Genomic DNA, 25,263 nt, shown 5'->3' on the forward strand with positions numbered 1-25,263 from the left:
GATCACGACTGTTGTCACCACATGAACGATCGCTGGAGACTGATACTGACTGATGACTGACCGAAAAGGGACGGACGGCCCGCCGGTCGGCCGTCGGACCGCACGCACCGGTTGACTATCGTGGCCCGACGCGTGAGCGGCCCGGAGCGGACGAGTCGGAGTGGATGAGCGGTGTGCGGATGATCGAGTACGGGCGGACCCGGCGGGTGCGGGTGCCGGTGGGGGACGAGGCGGAACGATGGGTCACCCGGGGAGAGTGTCTGCGGGTCCTCGTCGTCGTGCACAACGTGACCGCCGCGACCCGGCTGCTCGACGTGCTCCCCCTGTTCGACGACGACCTGCGCATCCAACTGATGGCCACCTGTACGGGGTCCTCGGCGTTCATGTCCGGTACGGCGGAGCTGCTGGCCGGGACGGGAGTACCCGTCCTTCCCTGGGAGCAGGCGGTCGAGACACGGGTGGACCTGGCCGTCTCCGCCAGCTTCGGTGGTCAACTGGAGGTATTTTCAGGCCGGTTGGCCGTCCTCTCGCACGGTGTCGGCTACACTAAAAGGCTCGCAGCACCGGACACCGGACACCGGACACCGGACACCGGACACGGGCCGGGGCGGGCCGCGCCCGTCTTCGGCCTCGCGCCGGAATGGCTGCTCCACGGGGGAACACCGCTCGCGGACGCCCTCGTGCTCTCCCATCCCGAGCAGTACGAGCGCCTGCGTCTCGCCTGCCCGGAGGCCGCGCCGACGGCCGTCCTCGCCGGTGACCCCTGCTTCGACCGGATACTGGCCGCACGGCCGCTTCGCGAGCGCTTCCGCCGCGCGCTGGGGGTGCGGCCGGGCCAGCGGCTCGTACTGCTCAACTCGACGTGGAACTCGGAGTCGTTGTTCGGCGACGGCGGGGACGGAGGTGATGTGGTCGCGGCGCTGCTGGATCGGGTCGCCGCCGAGTTCCCCGTCGACGAGTACCGGTTCGCCGCCGTACTGCACCCCAACATCTGGCACGGCCACGGCCCCGGCCAGGTCCGTTCCTGGCTGGATCGCGCACGGCGTTCCGGCCTCTCGCTGATCGACCCGCTGAACGGGTGGCGGCAGGCCCTGCTGGCCGCCGACGCCGTGATCGGGGACCACGGTTCCGTGACCTTCTACGCGGCCGCGCTCGGCACCCCGGTGCTGCTGGGTGCGGCGCCGCTCGACTCCCTGGATCCGGACGCGCCGATCTCCACGTTCATGCGGGAGGCTCCGAAGCTCGATCCCGGCACGTCGCTCGTCGCCCAGATCGAAGGGCTTCTCGCCGGTCACCGGCCGCTGACCGGGCCCGCGGAATTCACCACGTCCGTCCCGGGCGAGTCCGCGGCCCGGCTGCGCCGGCTGTTCTACTCGATGATGGGAGCGCCGGAGCCCGATCACCCGGCCTCGTTGAAGCCCCTGCCGTTGCCGGACCACGAGCCGGGGACGGTGACCGTTCCGCTGCACGTACGGACGTGGGTGCTCGGGCCCGGGGAGGTCACGGTCTGCCGCCGGGCCGATCCGCGCCCGGCGGCAGACCCCGGCCCGGGCGGAGAACTCCACATCGCGCTGCACGAGGACACCCGGGACGTGGACCACCTGGACCTGGCCGATGTCGTGTTCCGGGACGGGACGCCCGACGACCCGCGCTTCGGCTCCCCGGCGGTCTGGACCGCCGAGGTGCTCCGCCGCCATCGGAACTGCTCCGTCGCGGCCTATGCGACCGGACCGTCCGCCTGTGTGGTGCGCGTGCGGGGCGAGGAGCCGCTCCTGTTGTCGGCCGACCCGGGGACCGACGCGGCGGACGCACCCGGTGCGGATCCCGCCGCGTACGCCTCCGCCCTGTACGCCTGGCTGGCGTCGTACGTCCCCGACGCGCCTGTGCCCGCGGAACGGCTCGCCCGGGTGATGGACGCCGGGCTCCGCGTACGGACGGGGGACCGGCTGCACCGGGTACGGATCGCACCTCTGACGCCACCCGCACGACAGGACCGGTGAGAGCCGGCGCGTCACCCCGCCACGCAGCGCTCCCGCATGCGCCGGAGGTACGCCACGTGGTAATCGGCGCGCTGGCCTTCGAGGGTCGCGATCGCCTCGTCGACCAGGGGCAGCGCCGCGTCGCCGTCATCGCCGTCCAGCCAGGTCTCGGCCAGGTCGGTGAGGGTCCGGGCCGTGTTGTACGTGTCGCGGGCCGTCCGGAAGTGGCTCAGCGCGGTCTCCAGCCGCCGCCGGGCCTCCTCGCCGCGTCCGAGCCCTCGCAGGGCCCGACCGCGGTGGCGTTCCAGCAGGGCCGAGGCGCGTGGCCGGTCGGCCGCGCCCTCGTCCCGCGCATCCATCGTGTCCAGGATGCCGGCGGCCCGGTCGAAGCACTCGTGCGCCTCCTGGTACCGCCACTGACGCAGCCTCAACAGGCCCAGGAACTCGACGGCCGAGGCCTGCCCCCGCTTGTGACCGGCGGCCTCCTCGGCCCGCGCCGCTGCTCTCGCCTCCGTCTCCGCCTCCTCCCAGCGCCCCAACTCGGTGAGCGAGTGCGCGAGCTGCGCGTGCAGCGCCCCGGCGTCGGTGCTCTCCGGAAGGTGGGCGTCGGCCAGTCGCGCACCGGTGCGCAGGGCCGGCAGCAGCGTCTCGTGGTGTCCCGCCTTGAGCTGCACCGGCCACAGCGCGCGGCACAGCCGTACGCCGGTCTCCGGGGCGTCCGACTCCTCGGCACAGCGAACGGCCTCGATCAGATTGCCCGTTTCCGCGAGGAGCGCGTCGAGTGCGGCGCCCCTGTCCTCGTACCGCCGCCCGCTCCCTTCGTCGGCGGGGGCCGGGACACGCCAGCTCTCCGGGAGGGCCTGGTGGGCCGCAGCCGATGCCCGTTCCGCGTAGGCCAGCAGCGCGCGGCCGAGAGCGGCGGAGCAGGCGGCGATGCCGTCGTCCCGGATCGCCGCGGTCTCGGCGTGTGCGCGGACGCCCGGGCGGTAGTGGTAGCGCCAGTCTCCGTTTCCGCCGAGGGCGCGCTCCAGGAGCATCCTGTCGGCGAGGTCCTCGAGCAGGCCGGGGACGGCCGCCGGGTCCAGACCGGTGGTCCGCGCGGCCGCATCGGCGTCGAAGGCGGGCCAGCCGCGCAACGCCATCAGCCGGTACAGCTTGGCGGCCTCCGGCGCCAGGAGCCGGTAGGCGTCGTCCGCCGCACCTCTCACCGGATCGCCGTCCGCCACCGCGGCGGGCGTGGGCGGCGGGGCAGTGGAGAGCCGCGCCGCCGCCGCCCGCAGAGCGTAGGGCGATCCGCCACAGCGTTCGAGCAGCGACGGCAGCGTGGCGCGGGCGGCGGCGACGGTGGACTTGTCGGTGATGTCGGTGAGCAGCCGCACCGCGTCCCTGTCCGTCAGCGGTCCCACGGGGACCCGCAGGGCGTCGAGGCCGGGGAACGGCGACCTGGCCACCACGATGGTGAACACTCCCGGGGCCGAGGTGAGGAACGGCCGCACCTGTGCCGCGGAATGCGCGTGGTCGAGCACCACCAGCAGTTTGCGGTCGGTCACGCAGTGGCGGAAGAACTCACCGAGCAGATCGGTGGCGGGCGGCATGCCCTCGTCGGGCAGCCCGAGTTGACGCAGCAGGGCGCGCAGGACGGCGCCGGTGTCACGCGCGCTCCCGACGCCACCGCCGCCGAGGTCCGCGTAGATCCGGCCGTCCGGGAAGAGGCGGCCGTGCCGTGAGCCGAAGTGCGCGGCGAGGGTACTGGTGCCCATTCCGTCGGGGCCGTGCACCAGGGCCAGCCGGGGCCTGCCGTCGGCACGGCGGGACGCCTCGCGGTGAAGCCGCCTCATCGCCTCCTTGCGGTCCGTGAAGAACCTTATGGAGGCGGGAAGGTGCGATCCGGCGATCCTGACCGGGCGCGGACCGTCGGGCAGTCGCGCGGCGAACAGGGACCAGTGGCCGGCGAGTTGCGGGTCGGTGCGGATCCGTTCGTGGATCAGGCGGGCCACGTCGTCACGTTCGTCCGCGGCGACGGGCGCGGCGACCTCCCTGCCGACGATCCTGCGCACGACGCCGCCGGTCGACTCCCAGGCCCATTTCCCGGCCTCGTTGGCCATTCCCGCGCCGATCGCACCGAGTACCGCCGAGATCGCCGCCACCGATGTGGGATCCAGCATGTCGCGCACTCCTCGTTCCCGGTGTTCCGCGCGGTACGCCCTCCCCGGCACCGCCGCCGTCACCGTGCGGACCAACGTTAGCGTCACACGGCCCGGTATCCCCCCGGAGCGCGCGGTGTTCGCCCCCATCGACACGCATCAGCCGTGCGCGCGCCGAGCAGGACCGCCCCGCGGCGCCCGGAGGCCGACCCCGTATGGATGGGCTCTGAGCGCCCGTCGGACGGTCCGTCGCAGCGGTTCGCACTCCGCCCGCCCGGCACTCCCCCACGCCCCCGTTCATTCGTGGTGCTCCGGCAAGACTCCCGGCATCCACCGTCTACCCACGAGTAACTCGCCCTGCTTTGATGGGCGACGGCAACTTCCCACCCTCATTCCGCTCCGGGAGACCCCGTGCCGCACTCCACCGTCCGCCGCGCCTCCGGCGTGGCCCTGGCCACCGCACTCGCCTCGGTCGCGCTCGCCGCGAACGCACCGCAGGCATCGGCGGCGGACACCCCGTCGCTGCGCGTCCTCACGTACAACGCGTTCGTCTTCAGCAAGACCCTCTACCCCAACTGGGGACAGGACCACCGGGCGGCGGAAATACCCAAGGCGCCCTTCTTCCAGGGCAATGACGTCGTGGTGCTCCAGGAGGCGTTCGACAACTCGGCCTCCGACGCCCTGCTGCGCAACGCGTCCGCCCAGTACCCGTACCAGACCCCCGTGGTGGGGCGGAGCAAGAGCGGCTGGGACGCGACCGGCGGGGCGTACTCGGCCGTCACTCCGGAGGACGGCGGCGTCACGGTGCTGAGCAAGTGGCCCGTCGTCCGCAAGGAGCAGTACATCTACAAGGACGCCTGCGGCAGCGACTGGTGGTCCAACAAGGGCTTCGCCTACGTCGAGTTGAACGTCAACGGCACCCCGGTGCACGTCGTCGGCACGCACACGCAGTCGACCGATCCCGGCTGCGGGGCGGGCGAGGCGGCCGCGAAGCGCAGTCTGCAGTTCAAGCAGCTCGACGCCTTCCTCGACGCGAAGAACATCCCCGCGTCCGAACAGGTCGTCGTGGCCGGGGACTTCAACGTCGACTCGCACTCCTCCGAGTACGCGTCCATGCTCTCCGACGCGGGACTGACCGCCGCCGACGCCCGTACCGGCCACCCGTACTCGTTCGACACCCGGGACAACTCCATCGCCGCCGACCGCTACCCGGACGACCCGCGCGAGGACCTCGATCACGTGCTGCACCGCGCCGGGCACGCCAAGCCGTCCGGGTGGACCAACGACGTGATCAAGGAGCGGAGCGCGCCCTGGACGGTGACCAGCTGGGGCAAGAGCTACACGTACACCAACCTGTCCGATCACTACCCGGTGGTCGCGTCCGCACGGTGACGCCCCGGGGAGGCGTACGGAGTCCCGAGGACCGGCGCGGCGTCGGGGCGGGTCCCGCGCCGCCGTCGCGCCGGCTCGGCCGGTCCGTACCCGTGATGCGTCCGTCGGCTCCCGGTCACGGTCGCGGGACCGCGCCGGTTTCGTGAGCCGGAGTCCCGGCCGCCGCGACCGGGTCCACCGGGCCGCGGACCGGGACCGCACCGGACGAGAGCCCCGCGGAAGGCCGTCGGGACTCGTCTACGATCGTCCGCGTGTGCGCAAACGTCATGGTCGCCGAGGACGACGAGAAGCAGGCGGAGCTCATACGCCGCTATCTCGAACACGAGGGGCACTCGGTCCGGGTCGTCGCGGACGGGCTCGCCGCCCTCGCCGAGGTCCGGCACCGGGAGCCCGATCTGCTGGTGCTCGACGTGATGATGCCGCGGGCGGACGGCCTGGACGTGGTGCGCGTCCTGCGCGCCGAACACCGGGAAGTGCCGGTGCTGATGCTGACGGCCCGCAGCACCGAGGACGACCTCCTGCTGGGACTGGACCTCGGCGCGGACGACTACATGACGAAGCCCTACAGCCCGCGCGAGCTGATAGCGCGGGTGCGAACGCTGCTGCGGCGCAGCCGACGCGGGGCGGCGGCCGTCGACACCGCCGCGGATCAGGTGCTGCGGGTGGGGGCGCTGACGGTCGATCCGGTCCGGCACGAGGTGTCGGTGGAGGGGCGGTCCGTGGAGTGCACCCGTGGCGAGTTCAGGATCCTCGCCGCCATGGCGGCCGAGCCGGAACGGGTCTTCTCCCGGCAGCGGCTCCTGGAGGAACTGCACGGTTTCGACCGGTACATCAGCTTCCGGACCGTCGACGTGCACATCATGAACCTGAGGAAGAAGATCGAGCCCGTACCGCGCAGGCCCGCCCGGCTGCTCACCGTCTTCGGGGTGGGCTACAAGCTGACCGACCCGGCGAGGGGTGCCTCACGTGCGCCGTCGTCGTGACCCGGGGCTCGGCACGGCCGTCCGCCGCCCGGAAACGGCCCGGCGTCCCGGCCCGCCGACCCGGCTGCCGCTCCGCAAGAGCCTGTTCGGCCGGCTGCTGGCCGTGTCGGCGCTGGTGGCGGCCTGTTCGGTGGCCGCGACCGCGTGGCTCGCCGTGCAGACCACGTCGGGCGCCATCAAGCAGGAGCAGGGGCGCAACCTCACCGCCGACGCCAGGATCTACAACACCCTTCTCGGATACGCGGCCACCCACCCCACGTGGGACGGCGTCGAAGCCACCGTGCGCGACCTGGCACGGCGGTCCGGCCGGCGGATCGCGCTCACTACGGAACAGCGCGGGCTCCTCGCGGACTCCGCCACGGCGCCGTCCCGGCCCGCGCTGCCGCCCCAGGCATCGGCGGTCGTCGACCCGCTCTCCGTGGACACGGCCCTGTCCCAGCCGGTGGGCGAGGCGGGCAGCGCGGCCGACCGGGTCGACCCGCGCGCGGTCGGCCCGTTCCGGCTGCCGGCGTCCGAACGCACCGTTCTGCAGCGGGCCGCCGAGCGCAGCACGGTCTGTATGAGCCGGCTCGGGGTCGCGGCGGACGTGGTACGGGGGCCCAGCGGACGCCCGCGCGTGAAGGTGGTCGGCAACGACTCGGACGAGGCCCACGGCACGCGGTGCGCGGCCGAGGAACTGGACCGGCCGACCGCGACCGAGCGGAAGGCGCTGACGGCGCTCAACCGGCTCGCCAACGCCTGTCTGGTACGGCAGGGCCGCGAGGGCGTGCGGCTCAACCTGGACCTGACGTGGGCGCAGCCGTCCGAACCGCCGCTGATCGTCCTGACCACGGAGGCGCCCGTCCCCGTGCCGGGCGTGCGTACTGGGGACGACGACCGCGCCACGGCCTCCTGTGTCGGCACGGCCCGTCGCGAGCAGCTCAGTTCCCATGTCGCCTCGCCCGCGATGCTGTTCATCGGCGACGCGAACGACACGACCGTGCCCGGTTTCGCGCTCTCCCCGTCGAACACCGCGAAGATCGCGGGCGTCGCCGCCCTCGTCCTGGCGCTCACGGTCGGCGCCACGATGCTCGCGGGCGCCCGGCTCGTGAGCCCGCTGCGGGCCCTCACCGGCGCCGCGCAGCGGATGCGGGACGGACAGGAGTCCGCGCCCGTGCGGGTCACCGACGACAGCGAGATCGGGCGGCTCGCCGCGGCCTTCAACGACATGTCCGCCCACCGAGCCCGCCTGGAGGAGCAGCGCAAGGACATGGTCAGCGACGTCGCCCATGAACTGCGGACCCCGCTGAGCAACATCCGGGGCTGGCTGGAGGCGGCGCAGGACGGGCTGGCGGAGCCCGATCCGGCGTTCATCGCCTCGCTGCACACGGAGGCCGTGCAGTTGCAGCACATCATCGACGACCTCCAGGACCTGGCAGCCGCCGACGCGGGCGTGCTGCGGCTGCACCCCGAGCCGGTGCGCATCGAAGACGTGCTGGAACAGGTGGCCGCGGCCCATCAGGGCCGGGCCGAGACCGCCGGGGTCGTGCTGACGGTCCGTGACACGGCCGCGGATGCCCCGGTCCCCGGGCTGACGGCCGACCCGGTGCGACTGCGGCAGGCCATCGGCAACCTGGTCTCCAACGCGGTGCGTCACACCCCGGCGGGCGGGCGGGTGGCCTTGCACGCGTACGTGTCGGAGGCCGGGGACCAGGTGGTGGTGGACGTCGTCGACACGGGCAGCGGCATCGCGGCCGGTGATCTGCCACATGTCTTCGACCGTTTCTGGCGCGCCGAGAAGTCCCGCAACCGGCGCACCGGTGGCAGCGGGCTGGGCCTGGCGATCGTACGGAAGCTCGTGGAGGCGCACGGCGGAGCGGTGGACGCGAGCAGCGTCGAGGGGCAGGGCTCGGTGTTCACACTGCGACTGCCGACCGATCCCACGGTCACGGTCGCGGAGGCGGACGCGGGCACGGAGAGGCGCACGAACACGGACACGGATGCCGGCGCGGGAACGGAGCCCGAGCCGGAGGGAGGGACGCACGGTGCCGGGGGCCCGGCGCGGTGACAGGGATCGACGGGCCGGACGACGCGCGGCGGACCTGATGCGATGGCCACACCGGTCTGACAGCTTCCTCACAACTCCACGCCAGCCTGTCGTCATGCCCCGGTGCCCGGTGCGGACCCGCACCCGGCAACGCCGGGGCCGATACGGAATGGAGTCCACTGCATGCGCCATCGCTCGACCCTGCGTACCGCCGTCCTCGCCGCCGTCGCGGCCGGTGCGGTACTCGTCCCGTCCGCCGCCGCCTTCGCCGACTCTTCGGCACCGGTGGCCTCGCCGTCCGCCTCGACCACCGGGAAGGGCACGTCCGAGAGCCCCGTCCTCATCAAGGACGGATCCAAGCCCGTCCCTAGGATCAACCTCGGGGAGTCCTCGCCGGCGCCCCGCGGTGCCGTGCCTCGTGGCGGGGTCGCCGCGGGTGAGCGGCCGGTCGCCGCCTCCGGGGACAACACCACCGTCCTCGCCGGGTCGGCCGCGGCCGCCCTTCTGGTGGCGGGAGCGGGCACGTTCGTGCTGCGCCGCCGCGGCGCCGCACAGCCGGGCCGCTGATCCACTGAGCGGACCGGCACACGGCGGTCCCGGACCGCCGGGGCAATAGGGACCCCGTCGATCCGGCACGAACCGTCGAGCTGGGCGTCGCGTACGGCAGCCACCGCGCGGGGCGTACGACCGCGCACGATGACCGCCAAGCGCTCTGGCGCCGCCCCGGTCCACACATCCGGTGGCGCCGCCCCGTCCGGGACGGGGCGGCGCCACTCCCCCGTTCCCGCCTTCCTGCCTCCCCGTAAACCGCCCTGGAGCCCCCATGTTCCGTGTCCTTGTGCCGCTCCGGCGCGCCGTGCTTCCGGCGCTCGTCTGTCTCGCTCTCGCCGGCTGCTCCTCGGGCGGTGCGCACGCCCCATCAACCGCCCACGACGGCGGCGACGCTTCGTACCCCGCCACGGTCCCGGGAGCGGCCGACTCCGCCGGCAACACAGCCTCCGAGAACACGAACACCCCCGGAAAGACGGGCACCGTTCCGCGCCCCACCCACGTGAGCATCCCTTCGATCGGCGTGAACAGTGACGTGATGCGGCTCGGACTGAACGCGGACGGCACCGTGGAGGTACCACCCGCCGAGAAGGGCATGACCGTCGGCTGGTACACCGGCAACCCCGCCCCGGGCGAGCGCGGCGCCGCCGTCCTCATCGGGCACAACGACACCCGCTTCGGAAAGGCCGTCTTCCACGACCTGAAAGAGATTGCCAAGGGCGCGGACATCGCGGTCCGCAACGACCGCGGCGCGGAACTCCACTTCCGGGTCACCGGCACCGAGACCGTCGGCAAGAAGGCGTTCCCGACCAAGAAGGTCTACGGCGCCACCGACGAGCGCGCCCTGCGCCTCATCACCTGCGACGGCGCCTTCGACGCCGAGGGCCACCCCGTCGACAACCTCATCGTGTACGCCACCCGCAGCTGACGACCGCGTCGAGGGACCGTACTGGCGATGACTTCACATCGGCAGAGGGCGTCCCCCAGGACACCCGGAGCAGGCCCGCGCAAGCACACCGACTGCTAGTTTTACCGAAGATCAGGTGCAGTTCTCGGTGGGGGGAATCCGCCGGGTTCGGAAGGCGGGCTACGGATATGCAGATCTCCCAGATCCTGGACAAGGTCGACGCGGGCGACATCGCTCTGCCGGAGTTCCAGCGCGGCTATGTGTGGACCCGCGAACAAGTACGTGGCTTCTTCCAGTCGTTGTACCGCGGCTACCCGATCGGCGGCTTCCTCACCTGGAGCACCAAGGCCGAGACGGCCCACACACGCGGCGGAACAACCGGCAAGGACGGCACCATTCAGCTGCTTCTGGACGGTCAGCAGCGGGTGACGACTCTGTACGGCGTGACCCGCGGCCGACCGCCCCGCTTCTTCGAAGGCAACGCCTCGGCACTGACCGGGCTGCACTTCAATCTGCAGACGGAGTCCTTCGAGTTCTACGCGCCAGGGAAGATGAAGGGCAACCCCGTCTGGGTCGATGTCTCAGCACTGTTCCAGGGCGGCCTGGGCAGCCAGTTGCTCGCCGTTACTCAGCTCGCGGACCAAGACGCGGCATTGCAGGGGACATTCATCGAGCGGCTCAACCGGATCACACAGATCAAGGACCGCACCGTCCATGTGGACGAGGTCACCGGCACGGACAAGACCATCGACGTCGTCGTGGACATCTTCAACCGTGTGAACTCGGGTGGCACCAAGCTCTCCAAGGGCGATTTGGCACTGGCCGCCATCTGCGCCACCTGGCCGGCCGCGCGGCCCACCATGAACGAGGCGTTGGACAACTGGTCAGACGCCGGTTTCGAATTCAAGCTCGACTGGCTGCTGCGCAATGTCAACGCCGTCCTCACGGGCGAGGCACAGTTCTCGAAGCTCGCGGATGTCGATGTGGCGCTGTTCCGCACCGGACTGAAGGAAACCGTCGACTCCGTCTCGTACCTTCTGAACACGCTCGGCGGACGCCTCGGGCTCGATCACGGACGGGTCCTGAACGGCCGGGCCGCGTTTCCCGTCATGAGCCGCCTGCTCCATCATCACGGCGGCCGGTTCCCGGATGCCATGACCCGCGACCGTCTCTTCCACTGGTACATCCACAGCTTCCTGTGGGGCCGTCACACCGGAGCCACCGAAACCGCTCTCAACCAGGACCTGCAGGCACTCGACGACGGTGGCGTCGATCGGCTGATCGACGTACTGCGCCGCAGCCGGGGCGGTCTGCTCACGGTCCGTCCCGACGACTTCGTCGGCTCCAGCATGGGTTCCCGCTTCTTCCCCCTTCTCTACCTGCTGACGCGGGTGTACGGGGCCCAGGACTTCGTCAGCGGTGTGCCTCTGCGGGACGGCATGCTGGGCCGCCTCAGCTCTCTCCAGGTGCACCACATCTTCCCCAAGGCCCGCTTGTACGAGCACGGATACAGCCGCGCCGAAGTGAACGCCGTGGCCAACTTCTGCTTCCTGACCCAGGACACGAATCTGCGGATCGGGGCGAAGAATCCGGCAGAATACCTGGAAGAGATCGAGACCCGCATGCCGGGCGCCCTGGCGACGCAATGGATCCCCATGGATCGGGCACTCTGGCGGATCGAGAACTATCCGGACTTCCAGGCCGCCCGCCGCGCGCTGCTGGCCGATGCCGCCAACCATTTCCTCCAGGGCCTCCACGACGGCCCCTCGCCGGTGGAGCTCCAGGTGCCGTCCGCTCTCTCCACCACACGAACGGCCGTGTCGGTGGCCGGCTCGGACGATGACGAGGACATCCCGGGCCTGGCCGCTCTGCTGTCGGAACTCGCGGAAGCGGACCTGGCGGCACCGGAGCTGGACAGCGAGGTGAGCGACCCCCGCACGGGAGCCGCCATCACCGTCGCCGCCGCCTACTGGCCCCAGGGCCTCCATGGAGAGGTCGGCATCCCCGTGGTCCTCGCCCCTGACACCTCGCCCCAGGAGCAGGCCGCGCTGGAGGCCGGCGACTACCGCGTGTTCCACAGCACGGACGCCCTGCGCCGCTTCATCGACAACGCTCGCGCGGAACAGGCGGCAACCTGAACGGACAACGGGTGCGTCTGCACGAACACCCGATTCCGCTCCGCCCGCCGAGGCGGCACCCCGCTCAGCCGGTTTTCTTCCAGTCCACGCAGCGGTTTGTCTTGAAGTACCCGCCCTTGCCGAGCGACACCCGACCGGGTTGATCCGGTGTGTGGGGCCGCCGCTGCGATTCGACGGCCCCGGAAGGAACGGGCGGGCGCGGTACCGGCGTCTACCGGCCGCGGATCCGGCGCCCGGCTTCGGTACCCGGGTAGAGGATCGCATCGGCGACCCGACCTCCGGAGTCCTTCACGCCACCGCTGAAGTTGAGGCGTCCTGAGGCACCCGACTTCGCTGCCACGCCGTCCCAGTAGCGGGCCTCACGCTCCCACCGGATGTCGGAGAGCAGCCGGTGCAGTTCGTCGGCGCCCAGGGCGTTCACCGGGTCGGCCCACGGCGCGGTGTGGTGCACGGCGATGCCGAGCCCGGCGAGCACGGCCGGTGCGGTGAGGGCGCTCCGCGAGACGAAATGCTCGCTGCGGTCGGCGATCAGGCGGGCCAGCAGCGGCACGACGTTCTGCTCGACCTGCTCGGGGCTCGACCCTGCGGGCAGTTCGTCCTCATGGACGGTCTCCGCCGAGCGGGACAGCCCGCCGCGTCCGTAGATCGCCGTGATCACGAGTGCCCGGAGCGCGGACAGGGTGATGACTTCGGCGTCGGTCTTCCCCACCTGCCGCTTGCTGGCGTTGACGAGCTTGGTGAACGGTACGCGCTTGCCGTCGACGTCGACCTTGACGGCTTCGGCGACACGGTGTGCGAGGCGGGTGGCGAAGTCCCGCTGGTCCATGGACATGGCCAGGTTCTTCGCGACGGCGACGCCCTGCACGTTGCGGTCGTAGAAGATCTGCCGCGCATCGGCCACGGTCAGGTCCACGTACAGCTCGAACGGCACGCGCACCTGGGCGAGTTCGGCGTACGTGAGTCCGTACCGCTCGGGGTCGTCGTACAGCTCGTGCCATGCGGTCGTCTGCGTCTCGCCGTCGATGGCGACCACGGACGTGCCGGGTGTGATGGTCAGGGTCCGCAGCCCGGTGCCGGGCAGCAGTTCGTCACTGAGCGCGGCGAGCGGTCCGGCATGCCAGAAGGTGACCGGCGGAGTGGACCAGCCGGCGCCCAGCTCACCCTTCACCCCGTCCGCGATGTACTCGGCGTACGAGCCGACGTTCTTCCCCTTCTGCGTGGACTTCAGCGACCGCTGCACGAGCGATCGCAGTTCGGCGTGGCGGCGCACGGCGCCGGACGCGGCCTTGAGCGCCTTCGTGTCCTCCTCGCGGCGGGGCGAGGGCACGAGCTGGACGAGCGTCGGTACGGACATGGTCCCGATCACGGCGTCCGCACGGAACGGCATGACGGTGAGCTGGGTCCCTTCGACGACGGCGGTCGGCATGGTGAGGCGCATGGCAGTTCCCCCAAAGGATCGGTGAGACGTCAGGCAGGCAGACCGCAGGGATCGCTTGCCGTTCGGATGGCGGTCGCCACCCGGAAGCAACGCCAGATAAGCACCATCGTGAAAGCACTGTCAAACACCTTGCAAGATTTGACGACTGGTGTAGTTTGTTAACAGCTCCCTACCGAGAGGCTCAGGACTCGCGCCATGCCGCAGCCATCCGCACAGGTGACAGCCGCCGAGATCTCACGCATCGCGGGGGTCACGCGCGCCACTGTCAGCAATTGGCGCCGCCGTCACGACGACTTCCCCGCCCCTTCGGGAGGCACCGAGAGCAGCCCTCTGTACGACCTGCCGGCCGTGCGCGCCTGGCTGGACGCCCGGGGGCACACTGCGGAGGTCACCCCACTCGAGGAGTTGCGCACCTCGCTGCGTCTGCACCCGCAGGGCAGTGGCGCGGCAGCGAACCTCCTCCCCCTCGTCCTCACCGCCGCTCGTCGCACGCCGGACGAGCTGACGGCCCTGGCCGAGTTGCCGGACACCGATCTCGCCGCCCGTGCGAACAGTGCGGCCTCGGTGCTCGCCAAAACCGTCCCCGGCGCGGAGACCTCCCGCTTCTCGGCCGGTGACGCCCCGGCGCTGCGGGCTCTGCTCCGGTGCGTACGTGACGAGGGCAGCGAAGCGGCACTGGGCGTGCTGGCGGACCGGGAGCTGGAGGACAGCGCCACCAGCGGCACCTACCCAACCCCCGCCCCGCTCGCGGATCTCGTGGCCCGGCTGGTACCGAGGCCGCTGTCCCGGGTTCTCGACCCGGCCTGCGGCAGCGGAACGCTGCTCACGGCGGCCGCCAGGCGGGGCGCGACGGAGTTGTACGGCCAGGACAGCGTGCCGGTCCAGGCCCGGCGCAGCGCGGTGGCCCTGATGCTGACCGCCCCGGGCGCGACGGTGACCGTCCGTACCGGCGACAGCCTCCGCACCGACGCCTTCGGCGGACTCGCCGTCGACGCCGTCCTGTGCAACCCGCCCTACGGCGACCGGGACTGGGGCCACGACGAGCTGGCCTACGACCCGCGCTGGGCGTACGGCGTACCGGCGCGTGCCGAGTCCGAGCTGGCCTGGGTCCAGCACGCACTCGCCCATCTCGTACCGGGCGGCCATGCCGTCCTGATCCTTCCGCCCGCCACCGCTTCCCGTGCGTCGGGCCGCCGCGTACGGATGGAACTGGTACGCAGCGGAGCCCTGCGCGCGGTCGTCGCCCTGCCGGCCGGAGCAGCGGCCCCGCTGCACGTGGGGCTGCAGATCTGGGTCCTGCAACGGCCGGAGCCGAACGGCCCGGAGCGCAGATCCGTACTCTTCGTCGATGCGTCCGAGGAGCCCGGCACGGTGCGGACCAGGGGCACGACGGAGGCCGGTTCTCGCGGGGGCACCCGGGGCGGCGGCCGGGCTTCCCTGGCCTGGACGGCCCTGACGGACCGGGTGCTCACCGCGTGGGCAGCCTTCGCGGACGCCCCGGACGAGTTCACCGACGTACCCGGCATCGCGCGCGCCGTCCCGGTGGTCGACCTCATCGGCGACCTCATCGACCTCTCCCCCGCCCGGCATGTACGTGTCCCCCGCACCGACATCGAACCGGCGGAACTCGCCCGGGAAACGGACGACAGCCGCCGACGCCTCGTCGCCGCCGCGGACTCGCTGGGCAGGGCAGGGGGTCACGTCGACTGGCAGGCGGCCGGCCCGGCGGTACGCGAGTGGCGTACGGCGACGGCGTCCGACCTGGCACGGGGCGGCGCGCTCACGCTGCTGCGCACGGCCCCCGACGCGAAGGAACCCAAGGAACCACAGGGCACGCCTTCCGTACCGACCGCCACCGCCGTCCTGACCGGCGAGGACATCGCACGCGGCACAGGCCCGACCGGTGATCCGTCCGGACTGCGAACGGACTCCACCCCGGTGATCGCTGCGGGCGATGTGCTCGTCCGGTCGCTCGCGGGCGGCAGCGGGCCGACGGTCCGGGTGGCGGCCGAGTCGGACGAGGGAGCGCTCCTCGGCCGACAGGTCCACCTCTTCCGCCCCGACCCGGCACGACTCGACCCGTGGTTCCTCGCGGGCTTCCTGGGCGCAGAGGAGAACCTCGCCGCTGCGTCGACCGGCAGCACGATCCTGCACGTCAGTCCGGGCCGGCTGCGCGTACCGCTGCTGCCGCTGGAGGAGCAGCGCCGGTACGGGGAGGCGTTCCGCCGCGTCCACGAACTGCGGGCGGAAGCGCGGCGAGCGACGGAGCTGGCCGAGCAGACGGCACGGCTGCTGGCGAGCGGGCTTACGGGGGGCGGACTGGTCCCGTCGTCGACCGGCATCGGACCTTCCGCCCCGTCTGATTCGGCCTGAACGGCACCACGGCCTTCACGCATACATCACACTTGTCCGAACCCGCTCCGGTTGGGGTGGGCGGGTCCGAAAGGAAACCGGGGAATCCCTTGAACAGCAGCAAGCACACGGAGCTGGCGAACCACGCCTGGTCCGTCGCCGACCTTCTGCGCGGCGATTACAAGCAGTCGGACTACGGAAAGGTCATCCTTCCGTTCACGGTGCTGCGCCGTCTGGAGTGCGTCCTGGAGCCGACGCGCGAGAAGGTCGCCGAGACGGCCGCCCGTTTCAAGGGCCAGGAGATCGACACGGATCACTTCCTGCGGCGGGCATCGGGCCACTCGTTCTACAACAAGAGCGACCTGACCCTGAAGAAGATCGTCGGCGACCCGCAGGGCGCGGCGGCGAACCTTCAGCGGTACGTCGGTTCCTTCTCGGACAACGCCCGCGAGGTCCTGGAGAAGTACGAGTTCAATCAGCAGGTCAGAAAGCTCGACGGTGCGAACCTGCTCTACAAGGTGATGGGCAAGTTCACCGACCTGGATCTGCGTCCCGAGGTCGTGCCCAATCACAACATGGGCTACATCTTCGAGGAGCTGATCCGTCGCTTCTCCGAGCAGTCGAACGAGACTGCGGGTGAGCACTTCACCCCGCGCGAAGTCATCAAGCTGATGGTCAACCTGCTGATCGCGCCGGACGGCGATGCACTCAGCCTGCCGGGTGTCGTGCGCACGGTCATGGACCCGGCCTGCGGTACGGGCGGCATGCTCAGCGCGGCCGAGGAACACATCAAGGCCCTGAACCCGGACGCCACGGTGGAGGTGTACGGCCAGGAGCTCAATCCGGAGTCGTGGGCGATCTGCCGGTCCGACCTGATGATCAAGGGGCAGGACCCGGAGAACATCGCCTCCGGCAACTCCTTCTCCGACGACGGCCACGCCCGGGAGAAGTTCGACTACCTGCTTGCGAACCCGCCGTTCGGCGTGGAGTGGAAGAAGGTCAAGGAGGACGTCGAGTACGAGCACAAGAACCTCGGCGACTCCGGCCGCTTCGGCGCGGGCCTGCCCCGCATCAACGACGGCTCGCTCCTCTTCCTCCAGCACATGATCTCGAAGATGAAGCCGGTGGACGTGAACGGCGGGGGCGGCTCACGCATCGCCATCGTCTTCAACGGTTCGCCGCTGTTCACGGGCGCGGCGGGGTCGGGTGAGTCGGAGATCCGCCGCTGGATCCTGGAGAACGACTGGCTGGAGGCAATCGTCGCGTTGCCGGACCAGCTCTTCTACAACACCGGTATCTCGACCTATTTCTGGATCCTGACCAACCGCAAGGACGCCCAGCACAAGGGCAAGGTCGTGCTGCTGGACGCGCGCGACCAGTGGGTAAAGATGCGCAAGTCGCTCGGCGACAAGCGCAAGGAGCTCGGCGACGGAACCGGCAACAAGCCCAACCACATCGCCGACATCACCCGCTTGTACGGGGACGCGATGGTAGCGGCGGAAGACGCGGAACACCCGCTGCACGGCAAGGTGAAGGTCTTCGACAACTCGGCGTTCGGCTACCAGCGGATCACGGTGGAGCGGCCGTTGAAGCTGCGGTTTGAGCTGACGGACGAGACGCTGGCGGCGCTGCTCGCGTCGAAGCCGGTGCAGAAGTGGGCGGAGGAACGATTCCTGCCGCGCGAGCCGGAGCTGGCGGCCAAGGCGAAGGCCCGGCGGAAGCTGACGGAGGAGGAAGAGACGCTGTTCCGGAAGCTGGCGGAGGCCGAGACGCAGGTGCTCGGGGATGCGTTGAGCCCGCTGCTGGGCTCGAAGTGGGCGACCAAGTCTGAGGCTCAGGTGGCGGTACGGAACGCGATGGCGGAGGCCGGCGTGCAGGGCCCGAGCGGTGCGCCGTTCACGAAGGCGTTGCGGGATGCGATGGGGGTTCGGGATCCAGAGGGTGAAGTCCAGACCGTCAAGGGTGCGTCGGAACCGGACAGTGAGCTGCGGGACAACGAGAACGTGCCGCTGGGTGAGGACGTGGAGGAATACCTGAAGCGGGAGGTGCACCCGCACGTGCCGGATGCGTGGATCGATCACACGAAGACGAAGGTGGGCTACGAGATCGCGTTCACGCGGCACTTCTACGTGTACGAGCCGCCCCGGCCGTTGGCGGAGATCGACGCAGAACTGAAGGCTCTGGAGGCGGAGATTCAGGCGCTGCTCGGGGAGGTTACGGAATGACCAACGTAGATCACTGGATTCATGCGGCACCTGCCCAGTGGACGCGGGGTCGCCTCAAGAACCTCATTGCTTCCGCTACTAACGGAACGTGGGGCGTCGAGCCCAAGGAAACTGATGAAGGTGTTCGCTGCATCCGCGCCGCTGACTTCGATCGCACCAAACGGCGCGCGAAGATGAGTCAGGCACCTTTGAGGAGCGTCGATGCGTCATCACTTCGACAACACCGGCTACAGCCCGGAGACCTCGTACTTGAAAAATCTGGCGGAGGCGAAAAGCAACCGGTCGGCATGGCTGTTCTGTTCGAGGGGCCAGGCAAGGCGGTCTGCTCCAACTTCTGCGCCCGCATCTCTCCAGAGCGGGATGTGGACCCTCGCTTCTTGACCTATGTCTTCGCCGCAGCATACGACCAAGGCCTGACACAGAGCGCCATCAAGCAGACCACAGGAATCCAGAACCTGGACGCTGGCACATTCTTCTCTGCTTCATGGGCGTATCCAGGGGTGGAGGAGCAGCGCCGCATCGCCGACTTCCTCGACGCCGAGACCGCCCGTATCGATGCGATCCAGAAGCGCCGCGACCGGCAGACAGAACTTCTCGACGAAGCCGCATTTACACGCGCATTCGATGCGGTTCGCGGCAAGGGGGCAACGGGCAGCCGCAAGTCCAGCGGTCTAGCATGGCTTGGCACAGTTCCTGCTGACTGGCGAATTGCTTCCGTGTCACACCTGTTCGAGGTTGAGCTGGGAAAGATGCTGAACCAGGAACGAGTCACAGGGGATCACCTTCGCCCCTATCTTCGAGTAGCCAATGTTCAATGGGACGACGTCGACACTCAAGAGCTGGCGTTCATGGAATTCCCACCTTCCGAGCAGCCCAGGTACCGTCTGAGAGAGGGGGACGTTCTGGTTTGCGAAGGCGGGAGTTGGCCTGGACGGGCGGCTATTTGGGATGGCCGCACCCCAGAGATGTACTACCAGAAGGCTCTGCATCGAATCCGAGCACGCGAGGATGACTTGCCGCGTTGGCTCTACTACTGCCTTCTAGTTGCAGAAAGAATGCGAGTTTTCGCCGTCCAAGGTAACACCAGCACCATGACTCACCTCACTCGCGAGCAGTTGCGGCCCCAGCGTTTCCCATTCCCGGATGTCCCAGTACAGAGATCGATCGTTGAGCAACTCGATGCTGCTGGTTCCCGTGACCGCGGCATTAAGAGGCTACTCAAGAAACAGCATGCGCTACTCGCCGAACGCCGCCAGGCCCTCATCACCGCCGCCGTAACCGGTCAGTTCGACGTCTCCACCGCCAGCGGTCGCAACGTAACGGACGGAGTCCACCCGTGAGCCCCATCCACAACGAGTCCGCCTTCGGGGACGCCATCGTCGCCGCGATGACCGAGCGCGGCTGGCGCGAGGCGCAGCCCGAGGACTACCAGGCCGACCTCGGCCTGGACACCAACGAGCTGTTCACCTTCCTCGGCGAAACGCAGATTGACGAGTGGAACGAACTGCTCGCCATCTACGGCAACAACGTCAACGACGCCCAGCACGGCTTCGCCCGGCGCCTGGACAAGGCCATCAGCGAGGACGGCCTGCTCAACGTCCTCCGCAACGGCGTCAAGGACCGTGGCGTCCGCCTCCGCGTGGCCTACTTCAAGCCAAACCTCGTCGCCGATGACTCCGTCCTCGACTGCTACCGCGCCAACCGCCTCACCGTCGTACGCGAACTCGCCTACGCGACCAAGCAGGCCGACTGGAACAACCGGCTCGACCTGACCCTGTTCCTCAACGGAATCCCGGTCGCCACCGCCGAGTTGAAGAACCCGCTCACCCGGCAGGGCGCCGAGGAGGCCAAGGAGCAGTACCGCAACGACCGCGACCCCACCGAGCTGATCTTCACCCGCCGCGTCATCGCGAACTTCGCGGTGGACCCGGATCTCGTCTTCGTGGCGACGCAGCTCCGGGGCAAGAACACCCGGTTCCTGCCCTTCAACACCGGCTCCAACGGTGCGGGCCTGCCTGGCGGTGCTGGAAACCCGGCCCCGACCGCGTACGGCACCTACGCCACCTCCTACCTGTGGGAACAGGTCTGGGCGCGCGACAACTGGCTCGACCTGCTCCAGCGCTATGTGCACCAGCAGAAGACCAAGAGGCCCGGCGGTGGCACCACCAAGTCGACGATCTTCCCGCGCTTCCACCAGTGGGACGTCGTGAAGAAGCTGACCGCACACGCGGCGACCTACGGCGTTGGCCAGAACTATCTCGTCATGGCCTCCGCCGGCTCCGGCAAGTCCAACACCATCGGTTGGCTCGCCCACCGCCTCAGCGATCTGCACGCGGACACCGATCCGCGCGTACTCGACCCGGAAGCCGTGGAGAAGGGCAGGCTCAAGCCGGGCGCGCCCGTCTTCGACAAGGTCATCGTCATCACCGACCGCCGCAACCTGGACGCCCAACTCCGTGAAACCGTCGGTAGCTTCTCGCAGACCGAGGGCCTGGTCGTGAAGATCGACGAGAAGCACGGAGCAAAGAGCGAGCAGCTGGCCCGCGCACTGTCACGCGACACCGGCAAGATCGTCACGGTCACCCTGCACTCGTTCCCGGCGCTCATCGACTACATCGTGCGCAACCCGACCGAGATCAAGGGCACCAACTTCGCGATCATCGTGGACGAGGCGCACTCCTCGCAGTCCGGTGGCGCCGCCACGGACGTGCGGGCCGTCCTCCGTGCTCTCGGGCTGGACTCCGACTCGGCGGATCAGGGAACAACCACCCTCACCGTCGACGAGAAGCTGCGGAAGAAGGCCACAGAGCGCTCGCAGGCCGCGAACCTCTCCTACTTCGCCTTCACCGCCACCCCGAAGGCCAAGACGCTCGAACTCTTCGGCACGGAACACACCGTGGACGGCAAGGCCGTCTATCGTCCCTTCCACACGTACTCCATGCGCCAGGCCATCGAGGAAGGCTTCATCCTCGACCCGCTGCGCAACTACGTCACGTACAACACGTACTGGAAGCTGGTGAACCAGAACCCGGATGAGCGTGAGGTCGACCCCTCCAAGGCCAACAGCCTGCTCGCCCGGTACGCGCTGACCCACGAGCACACCGTTTCGCAGCATGCCACGGTGATCGTCGAGCACTTCCTCGCGCACTCCCGCGGCCGGCTCGGCGGGCGTGCCAAGTCCATGGTGGTGACGGCCTCGCGTCACTCCGCCGTACAGATGGCACGGGCGATCAAGAGTTACATCAAGGACCGGAAGTACGACACCAAGTACCCGGACCTCGGCGTTCTGGTCGCGTTCTCCGGCTCGCTCACCATCGACGACGAGGAGACGACCGAGCCCAAGGAGAACGGCGGGATCGCCGAGAGCGCGCTGCCGAAGGCGTTCGCGTACACCCGTGCCGACGACAAGGCCGTTGCAGCCGGTGGGCGCGGACAGCAGGAGTACAAAATCCTGGTGGTCGCGGAGAAATACCAGACCGGCTTCGACCAGCCGCTCCTGACGACCATGTACGTCAACAAGACGCTGACCGGCATCGCCGCCGTGCAGACACTCTCCCGGCTCAACCGCACCGCGGATCGCAAGTCGCAAGCCGACCTCGCGGTGCTGGACTTCACCAACGACGCCCAGGACATACAGGACGCCTTCCGCCCATACTTCGAGGAGGCGACGACGCTCCCCTCCGACCCGAACCTGCTCTACACCGCGCAGAGCCGTGTCATGTCGGCGCCGATCATCTCCGAAGCGGAGATGGACGAGTTCGCCGCTGCCTACTTCGCCGCGAAGGAGAAGGCGGCCGGTTCGCAGGCCAAGTGGGAGAAGCTGCACGCCGAGTTGTACCGCTTGCTGTCCCCCGCCGTCGCCAGGTTCACGCCCCTCCTTGAGAGCGAGGAGGACGACGATGTCGAGACCGCCGAGGACTTCCGCGCCGATCTGAACGACTACGTGCGCAAGTACGGGTTCCTCGCACAGATCGTGCCCTACCGGGACGCAGAGCTGGAAAGGTTGCACCTCTACGGCCGTTACCTCCTCAACCGGCTTCCGCGTCGCGCCGACGGTGGCGTCGACATAGGCGAGATCGACCTCAGCCACCTACGGGTGGAGAAGACCGGCGAGCACGACAAGTCGCTCACCTCCGAAGGCCCGGCAGAACTCAAGGGGTTCGGAGAGGGGGCGGGTGGCGCCGCGGAGGCCGAGAAGTCGCTGCTGTCTGAGCTGATCGAGAAGTTCAACGCCAAGTTCGGCACCGACTTCACCGAGCAGGACGTCATCCAGCCTTTTAACGAGGCCACGGCCGACAAGAAGGTCCGGCTGGCAGCCGTCGCCAACGACGAGGACAACTTCGGCAAGGTCTTCGACAAGGTCTTCGCCGACAAGATGGCCGACCACATCGACACGATCGCTGGCATGGGACGGCAGTACTTCGGGCCCGACAAGGGGTTCAAGTCCAGCCTCGACCGCAGCGCGCGCCGGGCGGCGTGGCGGATGATCCGCCGCGAGGAGGGCGTGGACGAGTAGTCCCGCCACACACGGGAGGGTCCCGCCGTTACGCCTCTGCGGCGCGCGGCGGGACCCTCCTGGTGGTCGAGACCTCAGCCGGTGGCCCGAGCCAGCTCTACCAGCCCTGCCCACGCCTCGGGTCGCACGGTCAGCGTGGGACCACCGACCTGCTTCGAGTCACGGATGTGCACATGCGTGGCGACGGCAGCAACCTCTACGCAGTCACCACCCTCTGCCCCGCTGTAGCTGCTCTTGAACCAAGCCAGCTCCCGCATGACAGGAGCGTCGGTGGTGTTCATAGGTCTCCCAGCAACTTCTCGATGAATCCCAGAGTCTCTCGCGGAGTGAGAGCCTGACTCCGGATGATCCCATAGCGTGCTGCGGCCAGCTGCGTCTCGTCCCGGTCAGTCAGCAGGTTGCTGCGTCCCTGAACCTCCATGTACACGAACTGTTCCCCACCCTTGCAGGTAATCACGGTGTACGGCCCGTCCACGCCCGCGTTGTCCACTCGATCAAGGGGCATCACTTGAATCTCTACGTTACGGTTCCGGCCAAGTAAAAGGAGTTGTTCAAGCTGCCCTCGTAGAACGTTCCTGCCTCCGAGCGGCCTTCGAAGAACTGACTCCTCCATCACAAAGCTCAGGAGAGGAGCAGGCCAGCGGCTGAAGATCTCTTGCCGCGCCAGGCGTGCAGCCACTCGCAGTTCAATGGTTTCCTCGTCCAGCAGCGGGCGACGCATGGCGAGCACCGCACGCATGTACTCCTCCGTCTGCAACAGGCCCTTGACCATGTGCGTGTCGTACGCGCACAGCTCCACGGCCTTCCTCTCCAACTGTGCTGCGTCCCGGAAGAACAGCGGATACTGCGCCCGCTCAACCTCCTTCTTCAACGCGATCAACAAGCCCCCAGCGCCCAACACCGCGTCCGCCTTGTCGATGAGCTCGGGCTGGGGAATGCGCCGTCCCTGCTCGAACGACGCGATGGACTGTGCCGCGTACCCCACCCGGTTCCCAAACTCCGTCCGGTCCAGCCCCGCCCGCAGACGCAACAGCTTCAGCTGCTGCCCGAACGCGATCAACACCCCGGACCGCGGCTCATCCTCCGGCCGCTTCCCGGGCTCGGAGCTGCCATCCGTCCCCGTACCCGCACCCGTCTCGCCCTGCGTCATCGCCACCGCCTGTCCCACGTACGTACAAGCCGGACGCACGCCACGTACAGCCAGCCCGCGACGGCGCGTCACCCCTGGTCACGCTACGCCACCAAGCGGCAACGTGGAGCCATGACCAGCAATCCACCACTCCCCGTGCGCCCCCTTCGCACCAACCAACCCCCTTTCCCCTGCCACCACTTCACGATGCGGTTCAGCTCCACGCCGCGCGGCGCCCGTCTCGCCCGGCGCCTGGCCGGCGAGCGGCTCGACGCGTGGGGCGTCCCGTACGGCAGCGACACGCACGACACGGTGACGCTGGTCGTCGCCGAGCTGAGCGCCAACGCCGTACATCACGGCCTCGTGCCCGGCCGCGACTTCCGGCTGCGCCTCTCCGCCGAGGGCACGGCAATTCGCGTGGAGGTCACCGACACCCGAGGCGAACGCCTCCCCACCCTCGCCGAACCGGCATCGGACGACCAGGAAGACGGCCGCGGTCTGCTCCTCGTCGCCGCCCTCACGGACCGCTGGGGCTGGTACCCCTGTGCCGACGGACCGGGCAAGACGGTCTGGGCGGTGCTGGAAGTAGGAATGCCGTAGGCCCAGCGCGCAGCCGACCGTTTCACTTGGCTAAACCCTCCCGAGCCCCGCCTGCGGCTGGCCCCCGTCGACCGGGATGTGGGCACCATTCACAGCTGCCGAGGCCGGCGAGAGGAGGAAGGCAATGACCCGGGCGACCTCATCGGCGTTCAGCAGACGTCCGTTGGGGTTGCGTTCCGCGTAGGCCTTGTACGTCGCCGGGTCACGCCGACGCAGGCGGTCCCAGCTCTTGCCCGGAAGGAGGATCGAGCCGGGGCTGACCGTGTTGACCCGGACCCCGTGGGGGGCGAGTTCCTGACACAGGGCACCGGCCAGGTAGATCTCGGACGCCTTGGCCGCCCCGTACTGGGCAGGGAAGCGGGGCTTCCAGCCGGAGATGGAGGCGACAATCACCACCGAGCTCCCGGGACGCAGGCTGTCCAGCGCCGCTCGTACGGTACGCACGGCGTGACCGCCGTTCAGCTCCCAGGTCGCCTGCCAGTCCTCGCGGGTCGAGTCGAGGAGTCCGCCGCCACGCTTGCCGCCTATGTTGGCGACCAGGCCGTCGAGGCCACCGAGTTCGCGTCCGGCCTGCCGCGTGAAGTCTTCCAGTTCGTCCGGGGCCAGGATGTCCACAGCTTCCGTGAAGACTTGGGCGTCGAAATCCCTCCGCAGTTCGCACGAGGCCCGGGCAAGGGTGTCGGCATCGCGGCCGCACATCGCGATGGCTGCCCCCTCGGCTGCAAGGCAGCGGGTGACCGCGTACCCCAGCCCCCTGCTGCCGCCAGTCACCAGGAACGACTTGCCTCTCAGTCCGTACGTGACAGCCGGTGCGGCCGTCACCCGCTCTTCGACCTCTTCACGCTCTTCCATGGACGACACTGTGCCAGCCTGTCGCCAACGGAC

The 25,263-nt window shown here is 69.4% G+C and carries 17 protein-coding genes; 12 read left to right on the plus strand and 5 right to left on the minus strand.

Translation table 11 applies throughout. From position 1 onward, the window contains the following. The first annotated feature begins 164 nt into the window (after positions 1-164). Positions 165-2,000 (plus strand): hypothetical protein, encoded by a 1,836-nt coding sequence (locus tag AMK22_RS02215; RefSeq protein ID WP_242433798.1) that lies wholly within the window; start codon positions 165-167, stop codon positions 1,998-2,000. Between the two features lie 11 nt (positions 2,001-2,011). Here AMK22_RS02215 and AMK22_RS02220 read toward each other — a convergent pair whose 3' ends face one another. Next, positions 2,012-4,144, minus strand: a complete 2,133-nt coding sequence (locus tag AMK22_RS02220) for a regulator (RefSeq protein ID WP_073781452.1) — start codon at positions 4,142-4,144, stop codon at positions 2,012-2,014. Positions 4,145-4,534: 390 nt separating this feature from the next. On the opposite strand from AMK22_RS02220, the gene sph reads away from it, so the two are divergent. From sph to AMK22_RS02250, 6 genes are all read left to right on the plus strand, one after another. Further along, positions 4,535-5,515, plus strand: coding sequence for a sphingomyelin phosphodiesterase (gene sph / locus AMK22_RS02225; protein ID WP_073781453.1), 981 nt, complete (start codon positions 4,535-4,537; stop codon positions 5,513-5,515). Between the two features lie 266 nt (positions 5,516-5,781). Continuing rightward, entirely contained in the window at positions 5,782-6,498 is a 717-nt protein-coding gene (locus tag AMK22_RS02230) for a response regulator transcription factor (protein WP_073781454.1), read from the plus strand. A 64-nt stretch (positions 6,499-6,562) separates the two neighbouring features. Further along, positions 6,563-8,545: a sensor histidine kinase gene (locus AMK22_RS02235; RefSeq protein WP_443333263.1), complete on the plus strand. Its 1,983-nt coding sequence runs from the start codon at positions 6,563-6,565 to the stop codon at positions 8,543-8,545. A 162-nt stretch (positions 8,546-8,707) separates the two neighbouring features. Then, complete coding sequence (locus AMK22_RS02240) at positions 8,708-9,091, plus strand: hypothetical protein (protein WP_073781455.1); 384 nt, start codon at positions 8,708-8,710, stop codon at positions 9,089-9,091. A 256-nt stretch (positions 9,092-9,347) separates the two neighbouring features. Further along, complete coding sequence (locus AMK22_RS02245) at positions 9,348-10,001, plus strand: class F sortase (RefSeq protein WP_073781456.1); 654 nt, start codon at positions 9,348-9,350, stop codon at positions 9,999-10,001. A gap of 167 nt (positions 10,002-10,168) precedes the next feature. Then, on the plus strand, positions 10,169-12,118 hold the full coding sequence (locus tag AMK22_RS02250) for a GmrSD restriction endonuclease domain-containing protein (RefSeq protein WP_073781457.1): 1,950 nt from the start codon (positions 10,169-10,171) through the stop codon (positions 12,116-12,118). A 211-nt stretch (positions 12,119-12,329) separates the two neighbouring features. Here the strand turns inward: AMK22_RS02250 and AMK22_RS02255 are convergent, their stop codons facing one another. Further along, the gene (locus tag AMK22_RS02255; RefSeq protein ID WP_073781458.1) at positions 12,330-13,556 is read right to left on the minus strand and encodes a DNA sulfur modification protein DndB; all 1,227 of its coding nucleotides are present in this window, start codon (positions 13,554-13,556) and stop codon (positions 12,330-12,332) included. Between the two features lie 195 nt (positions 13,557-13,751). On the opposite strand from AMK22_RS02255, the gene AMK22_RS02260 reads away from it, so the two are divergent. The 4 genes from AMK22_RS02260 (at position 13,752) to AMK22_RS02275 (ending at position 22,649) form a co-directional block, all read left to right on the plus strand. After that, positions 13,752-15,929 (plus strand): N-6 DNA methylase, encoded by a 2,178-nt coding sequence (locus AMK22_RS02260; RefSeq protein WP_199883096.1) that lies wholly within the window; start codon positions 13,752-13,754, stop codon positions 15,927-15,929. Between the two features lie 89 nt (positions 15,930-16,018). Further along, entirely contained in the window at positions 16,019-18,133 is a 2,115-nt protein-coding gene (locus AMK22_RS02265) for a type I restriction-modification system subunit M (RefSeq protein ID WP_073781459.1), read from the plus strand. After that, on the plus strand, positions 18,130-19,473 hold the full coding sequence (locus AMK22_RS02270) for a restriction endonuclease subunit S (RefSeq protein WP_079185867.1): 1,344 nt from the start codon (positions 18,130-18,132) through the stop codon (positions 19,471-19,473). The genes AMK22_RS02265 and AMK22_RS02270 overlap by 4 nt, the downstream gene beginning before the upstream one ends. Further along, positions 19,470-22,649, plus strand: a complete 3,180-nt coding sequence (locus tag AMK22_RS02275) for a type I restriction endonuclease subunit R (RefSeq protein WP_073781461.1) — start codon at positions 19,470-19,472, stop codon at positions 22,647-22,649. The genes AMK22_RS02270 and AMK22_RS02275 overlap by 4 nt, the downstream gene beginning before the upstream one ends. Before the next feature lie 74 nt (positions 22,650-22,723). Here AMK22_RS02275 and AMK22_RS02280 read toward each other — a convergent pair whose 3' ends face one another. Then, positions 22,724-22,930 (minus strand): DUF397 domain-containing protein, encoded by a 207-nt coding sequence (locus AMK22_RS02280; protein WP_073781462.1) that lies wholly within the window; start codon positions 22,928-22,930, stop codon positions 22,724-22,726. Then, positions 22,927-23,799 carry a helix-turn-helix domain-containing protein gene (locus tag AMK22_RS02285; RefSeq protein ID WP_073781555.1) on the minus strand — a complete coding sequence of 291 codons (873 nt, stop codon included), beginning with the start codon at positions 23,797-23,799 and terminating at the stop codon, positions 22,927-22,929. Before AMK22_RS02285 ends, AMK22_RS02280 begins: the two co-directional genes overlap by 4 nt. A gap of 111 nt (positions 23,800-23,910) precedes the next feature. Here AMK22_RS02285 and AMK22_RS02290 point away from each other — a divergent pair, with 111 nt between their 5' ends. After that, positions 23,911-24,378, plus strand: a complete 468-nt coding sequence (locus tag AMK22_RS02290) for an ATP-binding protein (protein ID WP_073781463.1) — start codon at positions 23,911-23,913, stop codon at positions 24,376-24,378. A gap of 30 nt (positions 24,379-24,408) precedes the next feature. On the opposite strand, the gene AMK22_RS02295 is transcribed toward AMK22_RS02290, so the two are convergent. Beyond that, positions 24,409-25,230, minus strand: a complete 822-nt coding sequence (locus AMK22_RS02295) for an SDR family NAD(P)-dependent oxidoreductase (protein ID WP_073781464.1) — start codon at positions 25,228-25,230, stop codon at positions 24,409-24,411. Positions 25,231-25,263 lie beyond the last annotated feature (33 nt).

Source organism: Streptomyces sp. CB01580 (assembly GCF_001905795.1).
Classification (GTDB): domain Bacteria; phylum Actinomycetota; class Actinomycetes; order Streptomycetales; family Streptomycetaceae; genus Streptomyces.